Origin of the sequence: Nocardioides conyzicola, assembly GCF_039543825.1 — a bacterium.
Classification (GTDB): Bacteria; Actinomycetota; Actinomycetes; order Propionibacteriales; family Nocardioidaceae; genus Nocardioides; species Nocardioides conyzicola.
Genome location: NZ_BAABKM010000002.1, coordinates 2,565,803 through 2,581,307, shown reverse-complemented (window position 1 = coordinate 2,581,307; position 15,505 = coordinate 2,565,803). Strand labels below are relative to the sequence as shown.

17 protein-coding genes are annotated in these 15,505 nt (G+C 71.2%); 14 read left to right on the top strand and 3 right to left on the bottom strand.

The annotated features are described in order from the left end of the window. Position 1: 1 nt before the first annotated feature. Positions 2–661, bottom strand: a complete 660-nt coding sequence (gene rplC, locus ABEA34_RS15595) for a 50S ribosomal protein L3 (RefSeq protein ID WP_345522286.1) — start codon at positions 659–661, stop codon at positions 2–4. 10 nt (positions 662–671) lie between these two features. Next, a complete protein-coding gene (gene rpsJ / locus ABEA34_RS15590) occupies positions 672–980 on the bottom strand; it encodes a 30S ribosomal protein S10 (RefSeq protein ID WP_008360994.1) in 309 nt (102 codons plus the stop codon). Positions 981–1,364: 384 nt separating this feature from the next. Between rpsJ and ABEA34_RS15585 the strand changes: the two genes are divergently transcribed. The 7 genes from ABEA34_RS15585 to ABEA34_RS15555 are packed head-to-tail and all read left to right on the top strand — an operon-like array spanning position 1,365 to position 8,107. After that, entirely contained in the window at positions 1,365–2,498 is a 1,134-nt protein-coding gene (locus ABEA34_RS15585; protein WP_345522285.1) for an NAD(P)H-dependent amine dehydrogenase family protein, read from the top strand. Next, the gene (locus ABEA34_RS15580) at positions 2,495–2,998 is read left to right on the top strand and encodes a carboxymuconolactone decarboxylase family protein (protein WP_345522284.1); all 504 of its coding nucleotides are present in this window, start codon (positions 2,495–2,497) and stop codon (positions 2,996–2,998) included. Before ABEA34_RS15585 ends, ABEA34_RS15580 begins: the two co-directional genes overlap by 4 nt. 24 nt (positions 2,999–3,022) lie before the next feature. Next, the gene (locus tag ABEA34_RS15575) at positions 3,023–4,108 is read left to right on the top strand and encodes a hypothetical protein (protein WP_345522283.1); all 1,086 of its coding nucleotides are present in this window, start codon (positions 3,023–3,025) and stop codon (positions 4,106–4,108) included. Then, a complete protein-coding gene (locus ABEA34_RS15570; RefSeq protein WP_345522282.1) occupies positions 4,105–4,704 on the top strand; it encodes a DUF4129 domain-containing protein in 600 nt (199 codons plus the stop codon). Before ABEA34_RS15575 ends, ABEA34_RS15570 begins: the two co-directional genes overlap by 4 nt. Next, the gene (locus tag ABEA34_RS15565) at positions 4,701–5,840 is read left to right on the top strand and encodes a DUF4350 domain-containing protein (protein ID WP_345522281.1); all 1,140 of its coding nucleotides are present in this window, start codon (positions 4,701–4,703) and stop codon (positions 5,838–5,840) included. The genes ABEA34_RS15570 and ABEA34_RS15565 overlap by 4 nt, the downstream gene beginning before the upstream one ends. Continuing rightward, a complete protein-coding gene (locus tag ABEA34_RS15560) occupies positions 5,837–6,814 on the top strand; it encodes an AAA family ATPase (protein WP_345522280.1) in 978 nt (325 codons plus the stop codon). The genes ABEA34_RS15565 and ABEA34_RS15560 overlap by 4 nt, the downstream gene beginning before the upstream one ends. A gap of 6 nt (positions 6,815–6,820) precedes the next feature. After that, positions 6,821–8,107, top strand: a complete 1,287-nt coding sequence (locus ABEA34_RS15555) for a DUF58 domain-containing protein (protein ID WP_345522279.1) — start codon at positions 6,821–6,823, stop codon at positions 8,105–8,107. A 4-nt stretch (positions 8,108–8,111) separates the two neighbouring features. On the opposite strand, the gene ABEA34_RS15550 is transcribed toward ABEA34_RS15555, so the two are convergent. After that, entirely contained in the window at positions 8,112–9,107 is a 996-nt protein-coding gene (locus tag ABEA34_RS15550; protein ID WP_345522278.1) for a stage II sporulation protein M, read from the bottom strand. A gap of 24 nt (positions 9,108–9,131) precedes the next feature. Here ABEA34_RS15550 and ABEA34_RS15545 point away from each other — a divergent pair, with 24 nt between their 5' ends. From ABEA34_RS15545 to ABEA34_RS15515, 7 genes are all read left to right on the top strand, one after another. Beyond that, positions 9,132–9,941 carry an RDD family protein gene (locus ABEA34_RS15545; protein WP_345522277.1) on the top strand — a complete coding sequence of 270 codons (810 nt, stop codon included), beginning with the start codon at positions 9,132–9,134 and terminating at the stop codon, positions 9,939–9,941. Then, a complete protein-coding gene (locus ABEA34_RS15540) occupies positions 9,938–10,381 on the top strand; it encodes a helix-turn-helix domain-containing protein (protein WP_345522276.1) in 444 nt (147 codons plus the stop codon). The genes ABEA34_RS15545 and ABEA34_RS15540 overlap by 4 nt, the downstream gene beginning before the upstream one ends. A gap of 9 nt (positions 10,382–10,390) precedes the next feature. Further along, a complete protein-coding gene (locus ABEA34_RS15535; protein WP_345522275.1) occupies positions 10,391–10,819 on the top strand; it encodes a VOC family protein in 429 nt (142 codons plus the stop codon). Between the two features lie 26 nt (positions 10,820–10,845). Then, positions 10,846–11,556 (top strand): tetratricopeptide repeat protein, encoded by a 711-nt coding sequence (locus ABEA34_RS15530; RefSeq protein ID WP_345522273.1) that lies wholly within the window; start codon positions 10,846–10,848, stop codon positions 11,554–11,556. A 542-nt stretch (positions 11,557–12,098) separates the two neighbouring features. Then, entirely contained in the window at positions 12,099–13,448 is a 1,350-nt protein-coding gene (locus ABEA34_RS15525; protein ID WP_345522272.1) for an ABC transporter substrate-binding protein, read from the top strand. Positions 13,449–13,615: 167 nt separating this feature from the next. Beyond that, positions 13,616–14,578 carry a carbohydrate ABC transporter permease gene (locus ABEA34_RS15520; protein WP_345522271.1) on the top strand — a complete coding sequence of 321 codons (963 nt, stop codon included), beginning with the start codon at positions 13,616–13,618 and terminating at the stop codon, positions 14,576–14,578. Then, entirely contained in the window at positions 14,575–15,498 is a 924-nt protein-coding gene (locus tag ABEA34_RS15515; RefSeq protein WP_345522270.1) for a carbohydrate ABC transporter permease, read from the top strand. Before ABEA34_RS15520 ends, ABEA34_RS15515 begins: the two co-directional genes overlap by 4 nt. Positions 15,499–15,505: the final 7 nt, after the last annotated feature.

Genomic DNA, 15,505 nt, shown 5'->3' with positions numbered 1-15,505 from the left:
CTCAGACCTCCTGAGGCTTCTTGGCGGCCGTGCGGAGGACCACGAGTCCACCCTTGGGGCCGGGAACGGCACCCTTGAGCAGGATCAGGCCCTTCTCGACGTCGACGGCGTGGACGGTGATGTTCTGGGTCGTGACGGTGTCGGAACCCATCCGGCCAGCCATCCGGGTGCCCTTGAACACGCGACCGGGAGTCGCGCAGGCACCGATCGAGCCGGGCTTGCGGTGGTTGCGGTGAGCACCGTGGGAGGCGCCGACGCCGTGGAAGCCGTGCAGCTTCATGACGCCCGCGAAGCCCTTGCCCTTGCTGGTGCCGGTCACGTCGATCTCGTCGCCAGCGGCGAAGGTGTCGACGGGCAGCTCCTGGCCGACCGTGTAGTCGGTCGCGAGGGCGGTGCGGATCTCCACGACGTGGCGGCGGGGCGTGGTGCCCGCCTTGGTGAACTGGCCGGCGAGCGGCTTGTTCACCTTGCGGCCGTCGATCTCGCCGTAGCCCACCTGGACGGCGTTGTAGCCGTCGACAGTGGGGGTGCGGACCAGGGTCACCACGTTGGCGCCCGCGTCGATGACCGTCACGGGGACGACCTTGTTGTTCTCGTCCCAGACCTGGGTCATGCCGAGCTTGGTGCCCAGCAGCCCCTTCACATTGCGTTCGAAAGTCATGTCCTCGACCTCAGAGCTTGATCTCGATGTCCACACCGGCAGGCAGGTCGAGACGCATCAGCGAGTCAACCGTCTTGGGAGTGGGGTCGATGATGTCGATGAGACGCTTGTGCGTGCGCATCTCAAAGTGCTCGCGGGAGTCCTTGTACTTGTGGGGCGAGCGGATGACGCAGTACACGTTCTTCTCGGTCGGCAGCGGCACCGGGCCGGCGACCTTGGCACCCGTACGGGTGACCGTGTCCACGATCTTGCGCGCCGAGGTGTCGATCACCTCGTGGTCATAGGCCTTGAGCCTGATGCGGATCTTCTGTCCCGCCATAGGTCTCTCTCGTCCTTCTCGATCTGTACCGCGTGCGTGTTCCGAGGCGTCCTCCGGCTTGAGTCGGCCCTTCCCTGCTGCTCTCCACCCCGCCTGCTCCGACCCCCGCGGTCGGGCGTGTCGCGCTGTTGAGGCACAACACGAGACCGGGATCTCGCACTTGGTGTTGGTGGCGCCCGACGGTTCGTCAGGCAGATCGGGTCTCCAGGTTCGGTGCGGCCACACACGCCAAGCACTGAACAAGTCCTAGAGACGCGATTCAGAAGTCAAGATGTGCGGTGCACCCCGGCAACCCACCGAAGCAACCGAACTATCTTGACAGAGATCGGGCGGGACAACAAATCCGACCACCACGGGGCCGAGATCGTGGGCTATCGTCCCCGCATGGGCCACGAGAACACGTTCTACTTCGGCTCGTCCGAGGTCGTTCGCAGCGTACCCGTGGTCGTCTGGGGCACCGGCAACATGGGCCGCGCGGCGATCCGTTCGGTCGACGCCCACCCGGAGCTCGAGCTCACCGCGGTCGTCGTCTCCTCCCCCGCCAAGGTCGGCCGGGACGCGGGCGACCTCGCCGGGCTGGAGCGGGCGCTCGGCGTCGCGGCGACCACCGACGTCGACGCCGCGCTGGCGACGCTCGGTGGCGGGGGTGCGGTCGCCTACATGGCCTCGGGCGACATCCGGCCGGACGACGCGGCCGCGGACGCGGCCCGGTGCCTGCGTGGGGGCGCGGTCGTCGTGACTCCCGCCCTGTACGCCCTCTACGACCACCGCAGCGCGCCACCCGAGCTGAGCGGCCCGCTGCGCGAGGCGGCGAAGGAGGGCGGGAGCGCCCTCTTCGCCAGCGGCGTCGACCCGGGCTGGGGCAACGACGTGCTCCCCGTGCTGGTCAGCGCGCTGGCCGGCACCGTCGACGAGGTGCGCTGCCAGGAGATCTTCGACTACTCGACGTACGACCAGCCCGACTCGGTGCGCCTGCTGGTCGGCATGGGCCAGCCGATGGACTACGAACCGCCGATGGTGTCGACCGGGGTGCCGACGATGGTCTGGGGTGGTCAGGTGCGGATGATCGCGCGCGCTCTCGGCGTCGAGCTGGACGAGATCCGCGAGACGCTGCAACGGCGCGCGCTCGAGTCCGACGTCACCAACCCGATGGGCCTGTTCGAGGCGGGCACGCAGGGCGCGCTCCGGTTCGAGGTGCAGGGCATCGTCGACGGCGTGCCCCGCATCGTCGTCGAGCACGTGACCCGCATCGGTCCGGACTGTGCCCCCGACTGGCCCCGGCCAGCCGACGGGGGCGCCGGCGCGCACCGCGTCGTCATCGAGGGGCGGCCCCGCATCGAGGTGAGCCTCGAGGCCACCGACGAGGGCGGCAACCGCGCCGCCGGCGGCAACGCCACCGCCGCCAATCGGCTGGTCAACGCCATCCCGTGGCTGACCAGGGCAGAGCCCGGCCTGTACGACGGGCTCGACGTACCTCTCGCGCCCGCGAGCGGGCGCATCGGAAGGAGCACAGCGTGATCATCGACCTGCCCGAGGACAAGGACCCCCTCTACTACGTGTGGGGAGAGATGGTGCCCGGCATCGGCGTCGCGGCGTCGAAGTTCGCCACTGCGGTCTACGAGCACACGACGCTCGGCCTGCGCGAGTTCGAGGCCGCCCGCCTGCGCATCGCCCAGATCAACGGCTGCCTCTTCTGCCAGGACTGGCGCACCGAGCGCGACGGCGCCACGGTCGAGGCCACCTTCGCCGACGCGGTGGCCGACTGGCGGGTCACGTCCGACTTCGACGACCGCACCCGGCTCGCGGCGGAGTACGCCGAGCGGTACGCGCTCGACCACCACGGTCTCGACGACGGGTTCTGGACCCGGATGAAGGCGCACTACACCGACCGCGAGATCGTCGAGATCTCGATGTGCCTGGGCTCCTGGCTCGCCTTCGGCCGGCTCAACCACGTGCTGGGCCTTGACGCCGCGTGCGTGCTGCCGAGCCACGCCGTACCGCAGCAGACCGGGCACTAGGCCGGGCCCTGACAGGATGTGCCCATGTCGGGCAGCCAGCCACCTCCGCCCGGGTGGGAACCACCGCCGCCGCCGCCCCCGCAGGGCTGGGGTCCGCCGCCCGGGTACGGGCCGAGCCATCCCGTCGGCCCCCCGCCCCCGCAGTGGGCACCGGGCATGCTCGGTGCGGCCCACAAGCCGGGCGCGATGCCGCTGCGACCCCTCGGGCTGGGTGACATCTACGACGCGGCGTTCCGGATCATCCGCTTCAACCCGAAGGCGACCGTCGGACCGGCCGTGATCGTCGCCGCGGTCGCAATGGCCATCCCCGTGCTGGCGACCGCGGTCCTCGCTGCCGCCGTCGACGTGTCCATCGACCAGGGCGGCACCGAGGTGACGACGGCCGACGAGCTCGGTCTCGCCGTCCAGTACGGCTCGCTGGCCCTCGGCGGGATCCTCCAGAGCATCGGGCTGATCTTCGTGACCGGGATGATCGCGCACGTCGCCGCGGCGGCCGCGATCGGTCGGCGCCTCTCGATCGGCGAGGCGTGGGCCGCCACGCGGGGCCGGCGGTGGCGGCTGGTCGGGCTCAGCGCCCTGATCGGCCTGATCCTGACGGTAGGCCTGGGCGTGTACGTCGGCATCGTGGTGCTGATGGTGGTGCTGGCCCCGACGTGGATGTGGGTGCTCTTCCTCGTCGGCACCATCCCGCTCGGGCTCGTCCTGCTGATCTGGTTCTGGATCCGCGTCTGCTACCTGCCGGTGCCGGCGATGATGATCGAGCGGATCGGCGTCTTCGCCGCCCTGGGCCGGGCCTTCCGACTGACCCGCCGTCAGTTCTGGCGGACCCTGGGGATCGCGCTGCTGACGTCGATCATCACCGGGGTGGCGAGCCAGATCTTCACGGTGCCGTTCACGCTGGTCGGTGCCGTCGCGGGCGCCTTCCTCGACTCGTCGCGGTACGCCGTGCTCGTGGTCGTGGTCGCCAACGCCCTCGGCTCGGTGCTCGCGGCGGCGTTCGTCACGCCGTTCACGAGCGCGGTGTCGTCGCTGCAGTACCTCGACCAGCGGATGCGCAAGGAGGCGTACGACGTCGAGCTGATGGCGCAGGCGGGGATCACGACCTCGTGACCACCCCGCCCCTCGACCCGTCCTCCGGCGAGGCACGTTCGCTGCTCGAGCGAGAGCTGGTGCGCCCGGAGTACCACGAGCGCAACGTCTTCCAGCAGCTGATGGACGGGATCGACCGGGTGCTCGGGGGGCTGGTCGACAGCGCACGGTCCGCGCCGCCACTGTCGACGTTCGCGGCGATCGTCGCCTTCCTGCTCCTGGGGTTCGCGCTCGCCTGGCTGCTCTTCCGCGCGCGGCGGGCGCCGCGTGTCGCCGGTCGGGCGGGCCCGGTGCTCGAGGACACCACGGTCACCGCCGCCGAGCTGCGGGCGGCGGCCGAGCGCGCCCTCGCCGAGGGGCGCAACGCCGAGGCCCTGGTCGACGGGTTCCGGGCGCTGACCGTGCGCCAGGTCGAGCGCGGCTGGCTCGATGACCGTCCCGGCGCCACCGCGCACGAGGTCGCCGGCTCGCTGGCGACGACGTACCCCGACAAGCGGGACCGGGTGACCGGCAGCGCCGACCTCTTCGACGCCGTCCGGTACGGCGACCGCCCGGCCAGCCACGACCAGGCCGCCGACGTGCTGGCGCTCGACGACGCGCTGGCGGGCCGCCGATGAGCGCCACCGCCGCGGCGCCCGCGGGGACCGGGCGACGGCTGAACCGGTCGTCCCTGCTGATCGCCCTCGGCCTCGGCCTCGCGGTGCTCACCGTGGTGCTCGTCGGAGGCGGGAGCGCGAGCCGGTCCGCGGACCTCGACCCCGACAACGCCGACCCCAACGGCGCCCGCGCCCTCGCGCAGGTGCTCGAGGACCAGGGCGTGGACGTCGACATCGTCCGGACCGCCGCGGCCCTCCACGACGCCCAGACGGGCGCCGGGTCGACGGTCGTCGTCACGTCGACCGAGCTGCTCGGCCAGAGCACCACGGACCGGCTCGTCGACGACGCCGCCGGCGCGCGGCTGGTGCTCGTCGAGCCCGGGCCCGGCACGACCGACGCCTTCGGCCTGAGCGCCCTCCCGACGGGTGTCGACGTCGGCGACGCCGTGGCGGCCGGCTGCGCGGACCCGACGTACGCCGGGCTCTCGGTCGCGGTGGACTACGCGCTGGCCTACCCCGTCGACGGCGGCTGCTTCTCGACCTCCGACGGCGCCCTGCTGGCCGAGCCCCGGCCCGGCACGGTGGTGTTCGGAGCCGGGGAGGCGCTGAGCAACGACCAGGTGCTGCGTGCCGACAACGCCGCGGTCGCGCTCCGGCTCCTCGGACAGTCCGACCGCCTGGTCTGGTACGTCCCGTCGATCGACGACCTCCGCGCCGACGACGGGGTCAGCCTCACGACGCTGCTGCCCGACTGGCTGCGGCCGTCGCTCTGGCTCGTCGCGCTCGCGACCATCGCCCTGCTGGTCTGGCGGGCCCGTCGTCTCGGTGCGCTCGCGATCGAGCCCCTGCCGGTCTCCGTGAAGGCCATCGAGACCACGCGGAGCCGGGGGCGCCTCTACCGCAAGGCGGGCGACCGCACCCACGCCGCCGGCGTGCTGCGCGCGGCCGCCCGGGTGCGCGCCGCCGAGCGGCTGCGCCTCGGCTCCCGCCCCGACCCGGACACCCTCGTGCGGGACGTCGCCCGCCACACCGGCCGACCCGTCGCGGAGATCGAGGCCCTGCTCGGTCCGCGCGCGCCGGCACCCGCCACCGACCACGACCTGATCACCCTGGCCGACCAGCTGGCCGAGCTCGACAGAGAGGTACGTCGCCCATGACGGAGACCGCAGAACCCACCAACGGGCAGCAGGCCCGCGAGCGGCTGGCCGCCGTACGCACCGAGGTCGCGAAGGCCGTCGTCGGCCAGGACGCCGCCGTCTCGGGGCTGCTCGTCGCCCTGCTGTGCGGCGGGCACGTCCTGATGGAGGGGGTGCCCGGCGTCGCGAAGACGCTGCTGGTGCGCACCCTCGCCGGCGCGCTGTCGGTCGACACCCGGCGGGTGCAGTTCACCCCCGACCTGATGCCGGGCGACATCACCGGCTCGATGGTGATCGACAGCCGGCAGGGCGAGCTCAGCTTCCGCCAGGGCCCGATCTTCACCAACCTGCTGCTGGCCGACGAGATCAACCGGACGCCGCCCAAGACCCAGTCCGCGCTGCTCGAGGCGATGGAGGAGGGCCAGGTCTCGGTCGACGGGGTCTCGCGACCGCTGCCCCGGCCGTTCCTGGTGGCCGCGACCCAGAACCCGGTCGAGTACGAGGGCACCTACCCGCTCCCGGAGGCCCAGCTCGACCGGTTCCTGCTCAAGGTCGTGCTGCCGATCCCGGACCGCGGCGCGGAGCTGGAGATCCTGCGGCGGCACGCGGCCGGCTTCGACCCGCGCGACGTCGCCGGCGCCGGCGTACGACCGGTGGCGGGTGCCGACGACATCGCCGCCGGCCGGGCGGCCGTCGGACAGGTGCAGGTCAGCCCCGAGGTGGCCGGCTACATCGTCGACATCGCCCGCGCGACCCGCGAGTCACCGTCGCTGAGCCTGGGCGTCAGTCCGCGGGGCGCGACGGCGCTGCTGCGCTCGGCGCGGGCCTGGGCCTGGCTGAACGGCCGCGACTTCGTGACCCCGGACGACGTCAAGGCGCTCGCCCACGCGACGCTCGTGCACCGGCTCGGCCTGCGCCCGGAGGCCGAGCTCGAGGGCGTCCAGGTCGCCCAGGTGCTCGCGTCCGCGCTCGGCTCGGTGCCGGTCCCCCGGTAGGTCAGGGTGTCGATCTCCGGGCGCGTACCGCTGCTGCTCCTGCTCGGGGTGGGGGCGGTCCTGCTGCGCCCGGAGATGAGCACCGTGTGGCTGTGGGTGCTCGCGGTCCTCCTGCTGGTCGGCGTCGACCTGCTGCTCGCCCCCGCTCCGGCCTCGCTCTCGCTGGAGCGCCCACCCGTCGGGTCGGTCCGGCTCGGGGAGCCGACCGCGACCAGGCTGGTCGCGACCAACGGGTCGCGCCGGCGGCTGCGGGGTGTCGTCCGCGACGCCTGGCAGCCGACCGCCGGCGCGTCCCCCAACCGGCACCGGGTGGCGCTCGCGCCCGGCGACCGGGCCGCGCTCACCACTCCCCTGCTGCCCCGCCGGCGCGGCGACCTGCGCGCGACCGGCGTCACCGTCCGGCTGCGCGGACCCCTCGGCCTGGCGGCGCGACAGCGCACCCGGCAGGTCGCGGGCGCGGTCCGCGCGCTGCCGCCCTTCGAGTCCAGCAAGCACCTGCCGAGCCGGCTGGCCCGGCTGCGCGACCTCGACGGCCGCGCCGCGGTGCGGGTGCGCGGGCAGGGCACCGAGTTCGACTCGCTGCGCGAGTACGTCCAGGGCGACGACGTCCGGTCGATCGACTGGCGCGCCAGCGCCCGCAGCCGCAACGTCGTCGTCCGCACCTGGCAGCCCGAGCGCGACCGCCGGGTCGTGCTGGTCCTGGACACGTCGCGTACGTCGGCGGGCCGGGTCGGCGACGTACCCCGGCTGGACTCCGCCATGGACGCCGTCCTCCTGCTCGCCTCGCTGGCGACGCGGGCCGGCGACCGGGTCGACTTCGTCGCCGGCGACCGTCGGGTGCGCAGCCGGCTCCGCTTCGCGGGCAACCGCGACATCGCGGCCCGGCTGCAGGAGGCGATGGCCGATCTCGACCCGGTGATCGCGGAGGCCGACTGGGACGGGCTCGCCGGAGCCGTCAACGGCCTCGGTCGGCAGCGCGCGCTCGTCGTGCTGCTCACGCCGCTGGAGTCGTCCGCGGTCGAGGAGGGCCTGCTGCCGGTGCTCGCCGCGCTGACGCGGCACCACCGGGTGGTGCTCGCGTCGGTGCGCGACCCCGAGCTCGAGCAGCTCGCCGGGAGCCGCGACAGCCTGGACGAGGTCTACGACGCGGCCGCTGCCGAGCAGGTGATCGGTCGCCGACGGCACACGGCCGGGCTGCTGCGCACCCTCGGCGTCGACGTGGTCGACGCCGACGACCTGCCGCCGGCGTTGGCCGACCACTACCTGGCGCTCAAGGCGCGCGGGCTGCTCTAGCCAGCTAGGGCTGGGTCGCCACCCGGTCCTCCAGGAGGGCCGCGTCGAGGTCACCGGTCTGACCACGCAGGAAGGCGTTGCGCCCGAGGACGAACACGTAGGCGAAGAACACCGACTCGGCGACCAGGCCGATGCCGATCCGCGCCCACGTGGGCAGCGGCGAGGGCGTCACGAACGCCTCGATGATGCCGCTGACGAGCAGCACGGCCACCAGCCCCAGGGCCACCGTGCCCGCCGTACGGCCCTCCCGGGCCAGCGACTGCGTGCGGGTGAGGGCACCCGGCTCGACCCAGGACCAGAAGAGCCTGAGCCCGGTGCCGCCGGCCACGAAGACCGCGGTGAGCTCGAGGAGGCCGTGCGGGAGGATCAGTCCGAAGAAGTGCGCGCCGTGGTCGTGGCGGATCATGATCGAGCCGATGATCGCCAGGTTGGCGATGTTTTGGAACAGCAGGTAGATCACCGGCAGCCCGAGCACGCCGAGCGCGATGCACAGGCCGGTGACCCAGGCGTTGTTGACCCACACCTGTGCCGCGAAGTGGCTGGCGGCGTAGTTGCTGTAGTAGTCCTCGAAGTCGTGGTTGACGAGCTGGTCGACGTCCGCCGGCGACAGCAGGCTCTGCTCGACGGCGGGGTGGCCGAGCAGCCAGGCGATCATCGCGCCGGTGACCGCCACGTTGGCGACGAGCGTCCCCAGCCACCACCACCGCAGGCGGTAGAGCGCTGCCGGGAAGCGCTCCAGGAAGAAGCGGCGTACGCCGCTCCACGTCCCGGTGCGGGTCCCCGACGCCCGGTTGCGGGCCCGGGAGAGCAGCGTGGACAGGTACGCGATGACCCCGGCATCCGGCGCCGAGGTCCGCACGACCGACAGGTGCGTGGCGACCTGCTGGTAGCGCTCGACGAGCTCGTCGGACTCCGGTCCGGACAGCTGTCGACGGCGGGTCAGCTCCTCGAGGCGCCGCCACTCGGCGAGGTGTGCGCCGACGTACGCGTCGAGGTCCATGCGGTGATCCTAGGATGAGCGGCGATGGCGACCCCCGAGTTTGCGACCCTCACCACCGACGACCTCGTGACCGGCGAGGCCGTGGCGCTCGACCTGCCGCCCGCCAGCCTCGGGCCGCGGATCGCCTCCGGGCTCATCGACCTCGTCGTCACGCTCGGGCTGCTGATCGCCCTGATCCTCGGCCTGGTCATCGCCGCGCTCCGGGCCGACGAGGCCCTGATCCAGGTCGCCGGGCTGGCGGCCGTCATCGTCTCGCTGGTGGTCTTCCCCACCGCCCTGGAGACCCTGACCCGCGGCAAGTCACTGGGCAAGCTCGCCCTCGGGCTGCGCACGGTGCGCGACGACGCAGGTCCCATCTCCTTCCACCACGCCTTCGTCCGCGCCCTCGTCGGCGTCGTCGAGATCTACTTCTTCTTCGGGGTGCCGGCCTTCTTCTCCGCCCTGGTCAGCCCCCGTGGCAAGCGCCTCGGTGACTACGCCGCCGGGACGTACGTCGTCCGCGACCGGGTGCGTCTCCAGCTGCCCCAGCCGACGGTGATGCCGCCTCCGCTGGCCGCGTGGGCGTCCCGGGCCGACATGGCCGCGCTGCCGACCGGGCTGGCGCTCGCCGTACGCCAGTTCCTCGGACGGCTGCCCCAGATCGACCCCGGGTCGCGGACGGCGATCGGCGACCGGCTCGCCGCGGCCGTCAGTGAGTACGTCGCGCCGCCGCCTCCGCCCGGCACGCCCGCGGAGGCCTACCTCGCCGCCGTCGTGGTCGCCCGGAGGGACCGCGACGCCACCCGGCTCGCCCGCGAGGCCGAGCTGCGCCGTCGGCTCACTGCCCGCCGGTGAGCGTCCGCCGGGCTCCGGGCGACGTCCTGGTCCACCTGCGCCGCGCCCGCGACCACGTCGACCGGCACTACACGGAGCCGCTCGACCTGGACACGCTCGGCGCGGTCGCCGGGCTCAGCAAGTTCCACTTCCAGCGGCTCTTCAAGGCGACCTACGGACTGACGCCCGCGGCGTACCACTCGCAGCGCCGGGTCGAGCGCGCGCAGGACCTGCTGCGGGCCACGAACCTCACCGTCACCGAGGTCTGCCACGCGGTCGGCTTCTCGAGCCTCGGCTCGTTCAGCAGCCGCTTCCGCGACCTGGTCGGCGAGACGCCGAGCGAGTTCCAGCGCAGGTACGCCGCGGCCGGGGCCCCGCGGATCCCCGGCTGCTACATCTTCCAGTGGGGGCTGGCCGAACGCGCAAGCCAGGAGAAGCGCACCGACGACCACGCGTCCTAGCGTGGCCGCATGATCACTCACATCGCCATCGCCTCCGTCTTCGTGCAGGACATCGACGCGTCCCGGGACTTCTACGTCGACGTGCTGGGCTTCCAGCTCAAGGACGACATCACCCTCGGCGAGGGCTACCGCTGGTGCACCGTCAACCACCCGAGCCAGCCCGAGCTCGCCGTCCACCTCACGGTCCCCGGGCCGCCCTTCTCCCCCGAGCTGGTCGAGGCGATGAACCGCGCCCAGGCCGACGGCGGGCTCAACGGCCTGGGCATGAGCGTCGACGACTGCCAGCGGACCTACGAGGAGCTCAGCGCCAAGGGCGTCGAGTTCCTCCAGAAGCCTGAGGAGCGCCCCTACGGCGTCGAGGCGCTGTGCCGCGACAACTCCGGCAACTGGATCGTGCTCGTCGAGCCCCGCGACTTCGCTCCCGCCGACTTCGCCTGAGCCGCCCCCTGGGGGACGATGAGCGCATGACGGACCCGAGAGGCCTGTGGGACTTCGAGGACCCGGCGCGCTCGGAGCAGGCCTTCCGTGCCGCCGCGGACATGGCTGAGGGCGCGGACAGGCTGGTCCTGCTCACCCAGGTCGCCCGGGCGCTCGGCCTCCAGGAGCGGTACGACGAGGGTCATGCGGTCCTCGACGACCTCGCCACGGGTGACGACGAGGTCGCCGCCCGGGTCTCGCTGGAGCGGGGCCGGCTGCTGCGATCGAGCGGTGACCCGGAGGCCGCCCGGCCGCACTTCGACGCGGCCGAGGAGATCGCGGCCGCCGCGGGGCTCGACGCCGTCCGCGTCGACGCGGTCCACATGCAGGCACTGGTCGCCGACCCCGCGGACCGCCTGGCGATCACCGAGCGGGCCCTCGAGCTGGCCGTCCACTCCCGCGACCAGGCGGCCCGGGACTGGGACGCCTCGCTGCTCACCAACATCGGGATGGTGCACGCGGACGCCGGAGACTTCGGCGAGGCGCTCACGTCGTTCGAGCACGCGCTCGCCTCGCGCGAGCGGGCCGGCGACCAGGACCGCGTCCGGGTCGGCCGGTGGATGGTCGCGTGGGCGCTGCGCAACCTCGGCCGCACCAAGGACGCGCTCACCATGCAGCGCGAGCTGAAGGCCGAGCTCGACGCCGCCGGCCGGACGGATCCGCACGTCGACGAGGAGCTCGGCCTTCTCACGCAGTGATGCTCAGAAACCTGTGTTCAGCTGCAGGTTGGGCGGATTCCGGGCTCCGGCCGTCCAGGAGCCGGTGGCGAGGACCGCGGCGGCGATGACTGCTCTCCTCGACATCTCGACCCTTCCGTGGTGACCGGCGGCGCGGGGGGCGCCTCTCCCGACCCTTCCGAGGCACTGGTCCAGACCAGCGGAGATGACCCTCGATGTGGTCGGATCGGGGCGTCTCTCCGCAAGTTCTGCTGCGATCGGGACGAAGGGCCGGACGGACCGAGCGCCGCCGACCCGGTGCAGACCAGGTGTCACCTGTTCGAAACAAACCTGCAGATCCTGCGGCGCGACCCCCGCCGGTATGGCTATCATCCCGTTGTGGGAGCGTTCCCATTGAAATGTGACCTGCGTTACAGAATCGTGACCGGCGGTGCTTGACGGGCACGCGCGTAAACGTTTGCATCGTCCTCGACGGAGCGGGTTTGAAGGCGCGCGGACTAGACGGACCTGCTGACAACCCAGAGAGGAATGCACGCATGCGATCACGCAACACGCGTCGCGGAATGGCAGTCGCTGCCGTTCTCGTCAGCGGAGGACTCGTCCTCGCTGGCTGTGGCGGCAGCGACTCAGAAGGCAGCAAGGCCAGTGGCACGTCGCCGGGCGAGGGCAAGACGGAGTGCGCCCAGCTGACGCAGTTCGGCGACCTGAGCGGCAAGTCGGTGAAGATCTACACCTCGATCGTCGCCCCCGAGGACCAGGCCTACAAGGACTCGTTCAAGCTGTTCACCGACTGCACGGGCGCCGAGGTCGACTACGAGGGCTCGAAGGAGTTCGAGGCCCAGCTGGTCGTCCGCGTCAAGAGCGGCAACCCGCCGGACATCGCGTTCATCCCCCAGCCCGGTCTGCTGAAGACGCTGGTCGAGGACACGGGCAAGGTCAAGGAGGCACCGAAGCAGGTGTCCGACAACGTGGACGAGTTCTACGGACCTGACTGGAAGGCGTACGGCACCGTCGACGGCAAGTTCTACGCACCGCCGCTGACCGCCAACGTGAAGTCCTTCGTCTGGTACTCCCCGAAGATGTTCAAGGAGAACGGCTGGGAGATCCCGAAGACCTGGGACGACATGCTCGCGCTGTCCGACACGATCGCGGCCACCGGCATCAAGCCGTGGTGTGCCGGTATCGGCTCCGGCGAGGCGACCGGCTGGCCGGCGACCGACTGGCTGGAGGACGTGCTGCTGCGCGACGCCGGCCCGGACGTCTACGACAAGTGGGTCAACCACGACATCCCGTTCAACGACCCGGCCGTCGTCAAGGCGCTGGACACCGTCGGCGGCATCCTGAAGAACGAGGACTACGTCAACGGTGGCTTCGGCGACTCGAAGTCGATCGCCAGCACGGAGTTCACCGACGCCGGTCTGCCGATCCTCAAGGGCAAGTGCGCCATGCACCGCCAGGCGAGCTTCTACGCAGCCAACTGGCCGAAGGGCACGGACGTCTCCGAGACCGGCGACGCCTACGCCTTCTACCTGCCCCCGATCAGCGAGGACTTCGGTAGCCCCGTCCTCGGCGGTGGCGAGTTCGTGACGGCGTTCACCGACAGCATCCAGACGCAGGCCCTGATGACCTACATCTCCGGCGGCGAATGGGTCAACGAGAAGGGCAAGGCCACCAAGAACGGTGGCTTCGTCTCGGCCAACAAGAACCTGGACATCGCCAACGTGGCCAGCCCGATCGACAAGACGTCGGTCGAGATCCTGCAGAACCCCGACGCCGTCTTCCGCTTCGACGGCTCGGACCTGATGCCGGGTGCCGTCGGCGCCGGCTCGTTCTGGAAGGAAATGACCGCCTGGATCGGCGAGAACCAGAGCACGCAGGACACCCTCGACAACATCGAGTCGTCCTGGCCGTGATCGACCGCCCGCCGGCCGGTCGCTGACCAGCCGGCGGGCAGCCACACCCCGCCGGGCCGCGCGGGCCTCCGTCCACCATGGACGGGAGCCTCGCGGCCCGGCACCCTTCTCCTGTCCACCCGGCCGCGCGAGCCGCCGCTCCGCCGCCTGACCACCGGGAGTGCGTCTTGTCCACAGGTGAGAAGTTCGTCCAGATGTTCATCGCGATCGGGCTCTTCTTCGGAGTCGTCGCGGTCATCCTGCTGCTCACGCAGCGACTCAGATCCCGGACCGGGGAGCTGATCCAGTCCGCGGCCTTCGTGCTGCCGGCGGTCCTCCTGATCTGCGTCGGCCTGCTCTACCCCGCGATCGACACGATCTACCAGTCGTTCCGCAACGCGGCCGGCAACGAGTTCGTCGGCCTGGACAACTACCAGACGATCTTCACCGACAGCGCGTTGATCAAGGTGCTGGTCAACACCGCGGCCTGGGTGGTCATCGTGCCCCTGGCGTCCACGGCGATCGGCCTGATCTACGCCGTGCTCATCGACCGGGCGAAGTTCGAGAAGTTCGCGAAGGCCCTGATCTTCCTGCCGATGGCGATCTCGCTGGTCGGCGCCTCCATCATCTGGAAGTTCGTCTACGACTACCGCCAGACGTCGGACGCCCAGATCGGTATCGCCAACGCCGTCCTCAAGTTCTTCGGCTTCGACACCTACCGCTTCCTCCAGGAGCAGCCCTGGAACACGGTCTTCCTCATCGTGATCATGATCTGGGTCCAGGCCGGGTTCGCGATGACGATCCTGTCCGCCTCGATCAAGGCGATCCCCGACGACATCGTCGAGGCCGCGAGGCTGGACGGAGCCGGCGGGCTGCAGCTCTTTCGCCAGATCACCGTGCCGAGCATCCGCCCCTCGCTGATCGTCGTCATCACCACGATCAGCATCACGACGCTCAAGGCGTTCGACATCGTGCGCACGACGACGGGTGGCAACTTCGACACCAGCGTGCTGGCGTACCAGTTCTACGTCGAGAGCTTCCGGTCCTTCAACCAGGGTCTCGGAGCCGCGCTCGCGGTCCTGATCTTCGTCCTGGTGATGCCGATCGTCATCTACAACGTCCGTCAGATGCGCAAGCTGGAGGCACGATGACCACCGCCGACCCCACCGTGTCCGTCGAGTCCGTCGTCGCGAAGGAGTCCACCGCGAGCAGCGCCCACAAGGCACTGTCGTCGCCGTGGGCGTCGATCGCCGCCGTCGTCATCGCGATCCTCTGGACGCTCCCGACGGCCGGGTTGCTGATCACGTCCTTCCGCCCCGAGAGCGACATCACCTCCAGCGGCTGGTGGAAGGTCTTCACCAGCCCGAGCTTCACCCTGGACAACTACGACCAGGTGCTCAACGGCGACACGGCGCTCTCGACGTACTTCGTCAACTCAATCGTCATCACGCTCCCGGCCGTGATCATCCCGGTCTGCATCGCGACCATGGCGGCGTACGCCTTCGCGTGGATGAAGTTCCCAGGACGCGACTTCCTCTTCGTGGCGGTCTTCGCGCTGCAGATCGTGCCGATCCAGGTCACGATGATCCCGCTGCTCAGCCTGTACGTCGACCTGGGCCTGACGGGCGCCGAGGCACCCGGTGGCGGGTTCTACACGATCTGGCTGTCGCACTCGATCTTCGCGCTGCCGCTGGCGATCTACCTGCTGCACAACTTCATGTCGCAGATCCCGGGCGAGCTGATCGAGTCGGCACGCGTCGACGGCGCGGGCCACGTGCAGATCTTCAGCCGGATCATGCTGCCGCTGATGGCGCCCGCCATCGCCGCGTTCGGCATCTTCCAGTTCCTGTGGGTCTGGAACGACCTGCTGGTCGCGCTCGTGTTCGGCGGCGGCAGCCCCAACATCTCGCCGCTGACGGCACGGCTGGCCGAGCTCTCGGGCACACGCGGCCAGGACTGGTTCCTGCTGTCCGCGGGCGCCTTCGTGTCGCTCGTGGTCCCGTTGATCGTCTTCCTGTCGCTGCAGCGCTACTTCGTGCGCGGCCTGCTGGCCGGAAGCGTCAAGGGCTGAGCCGGGC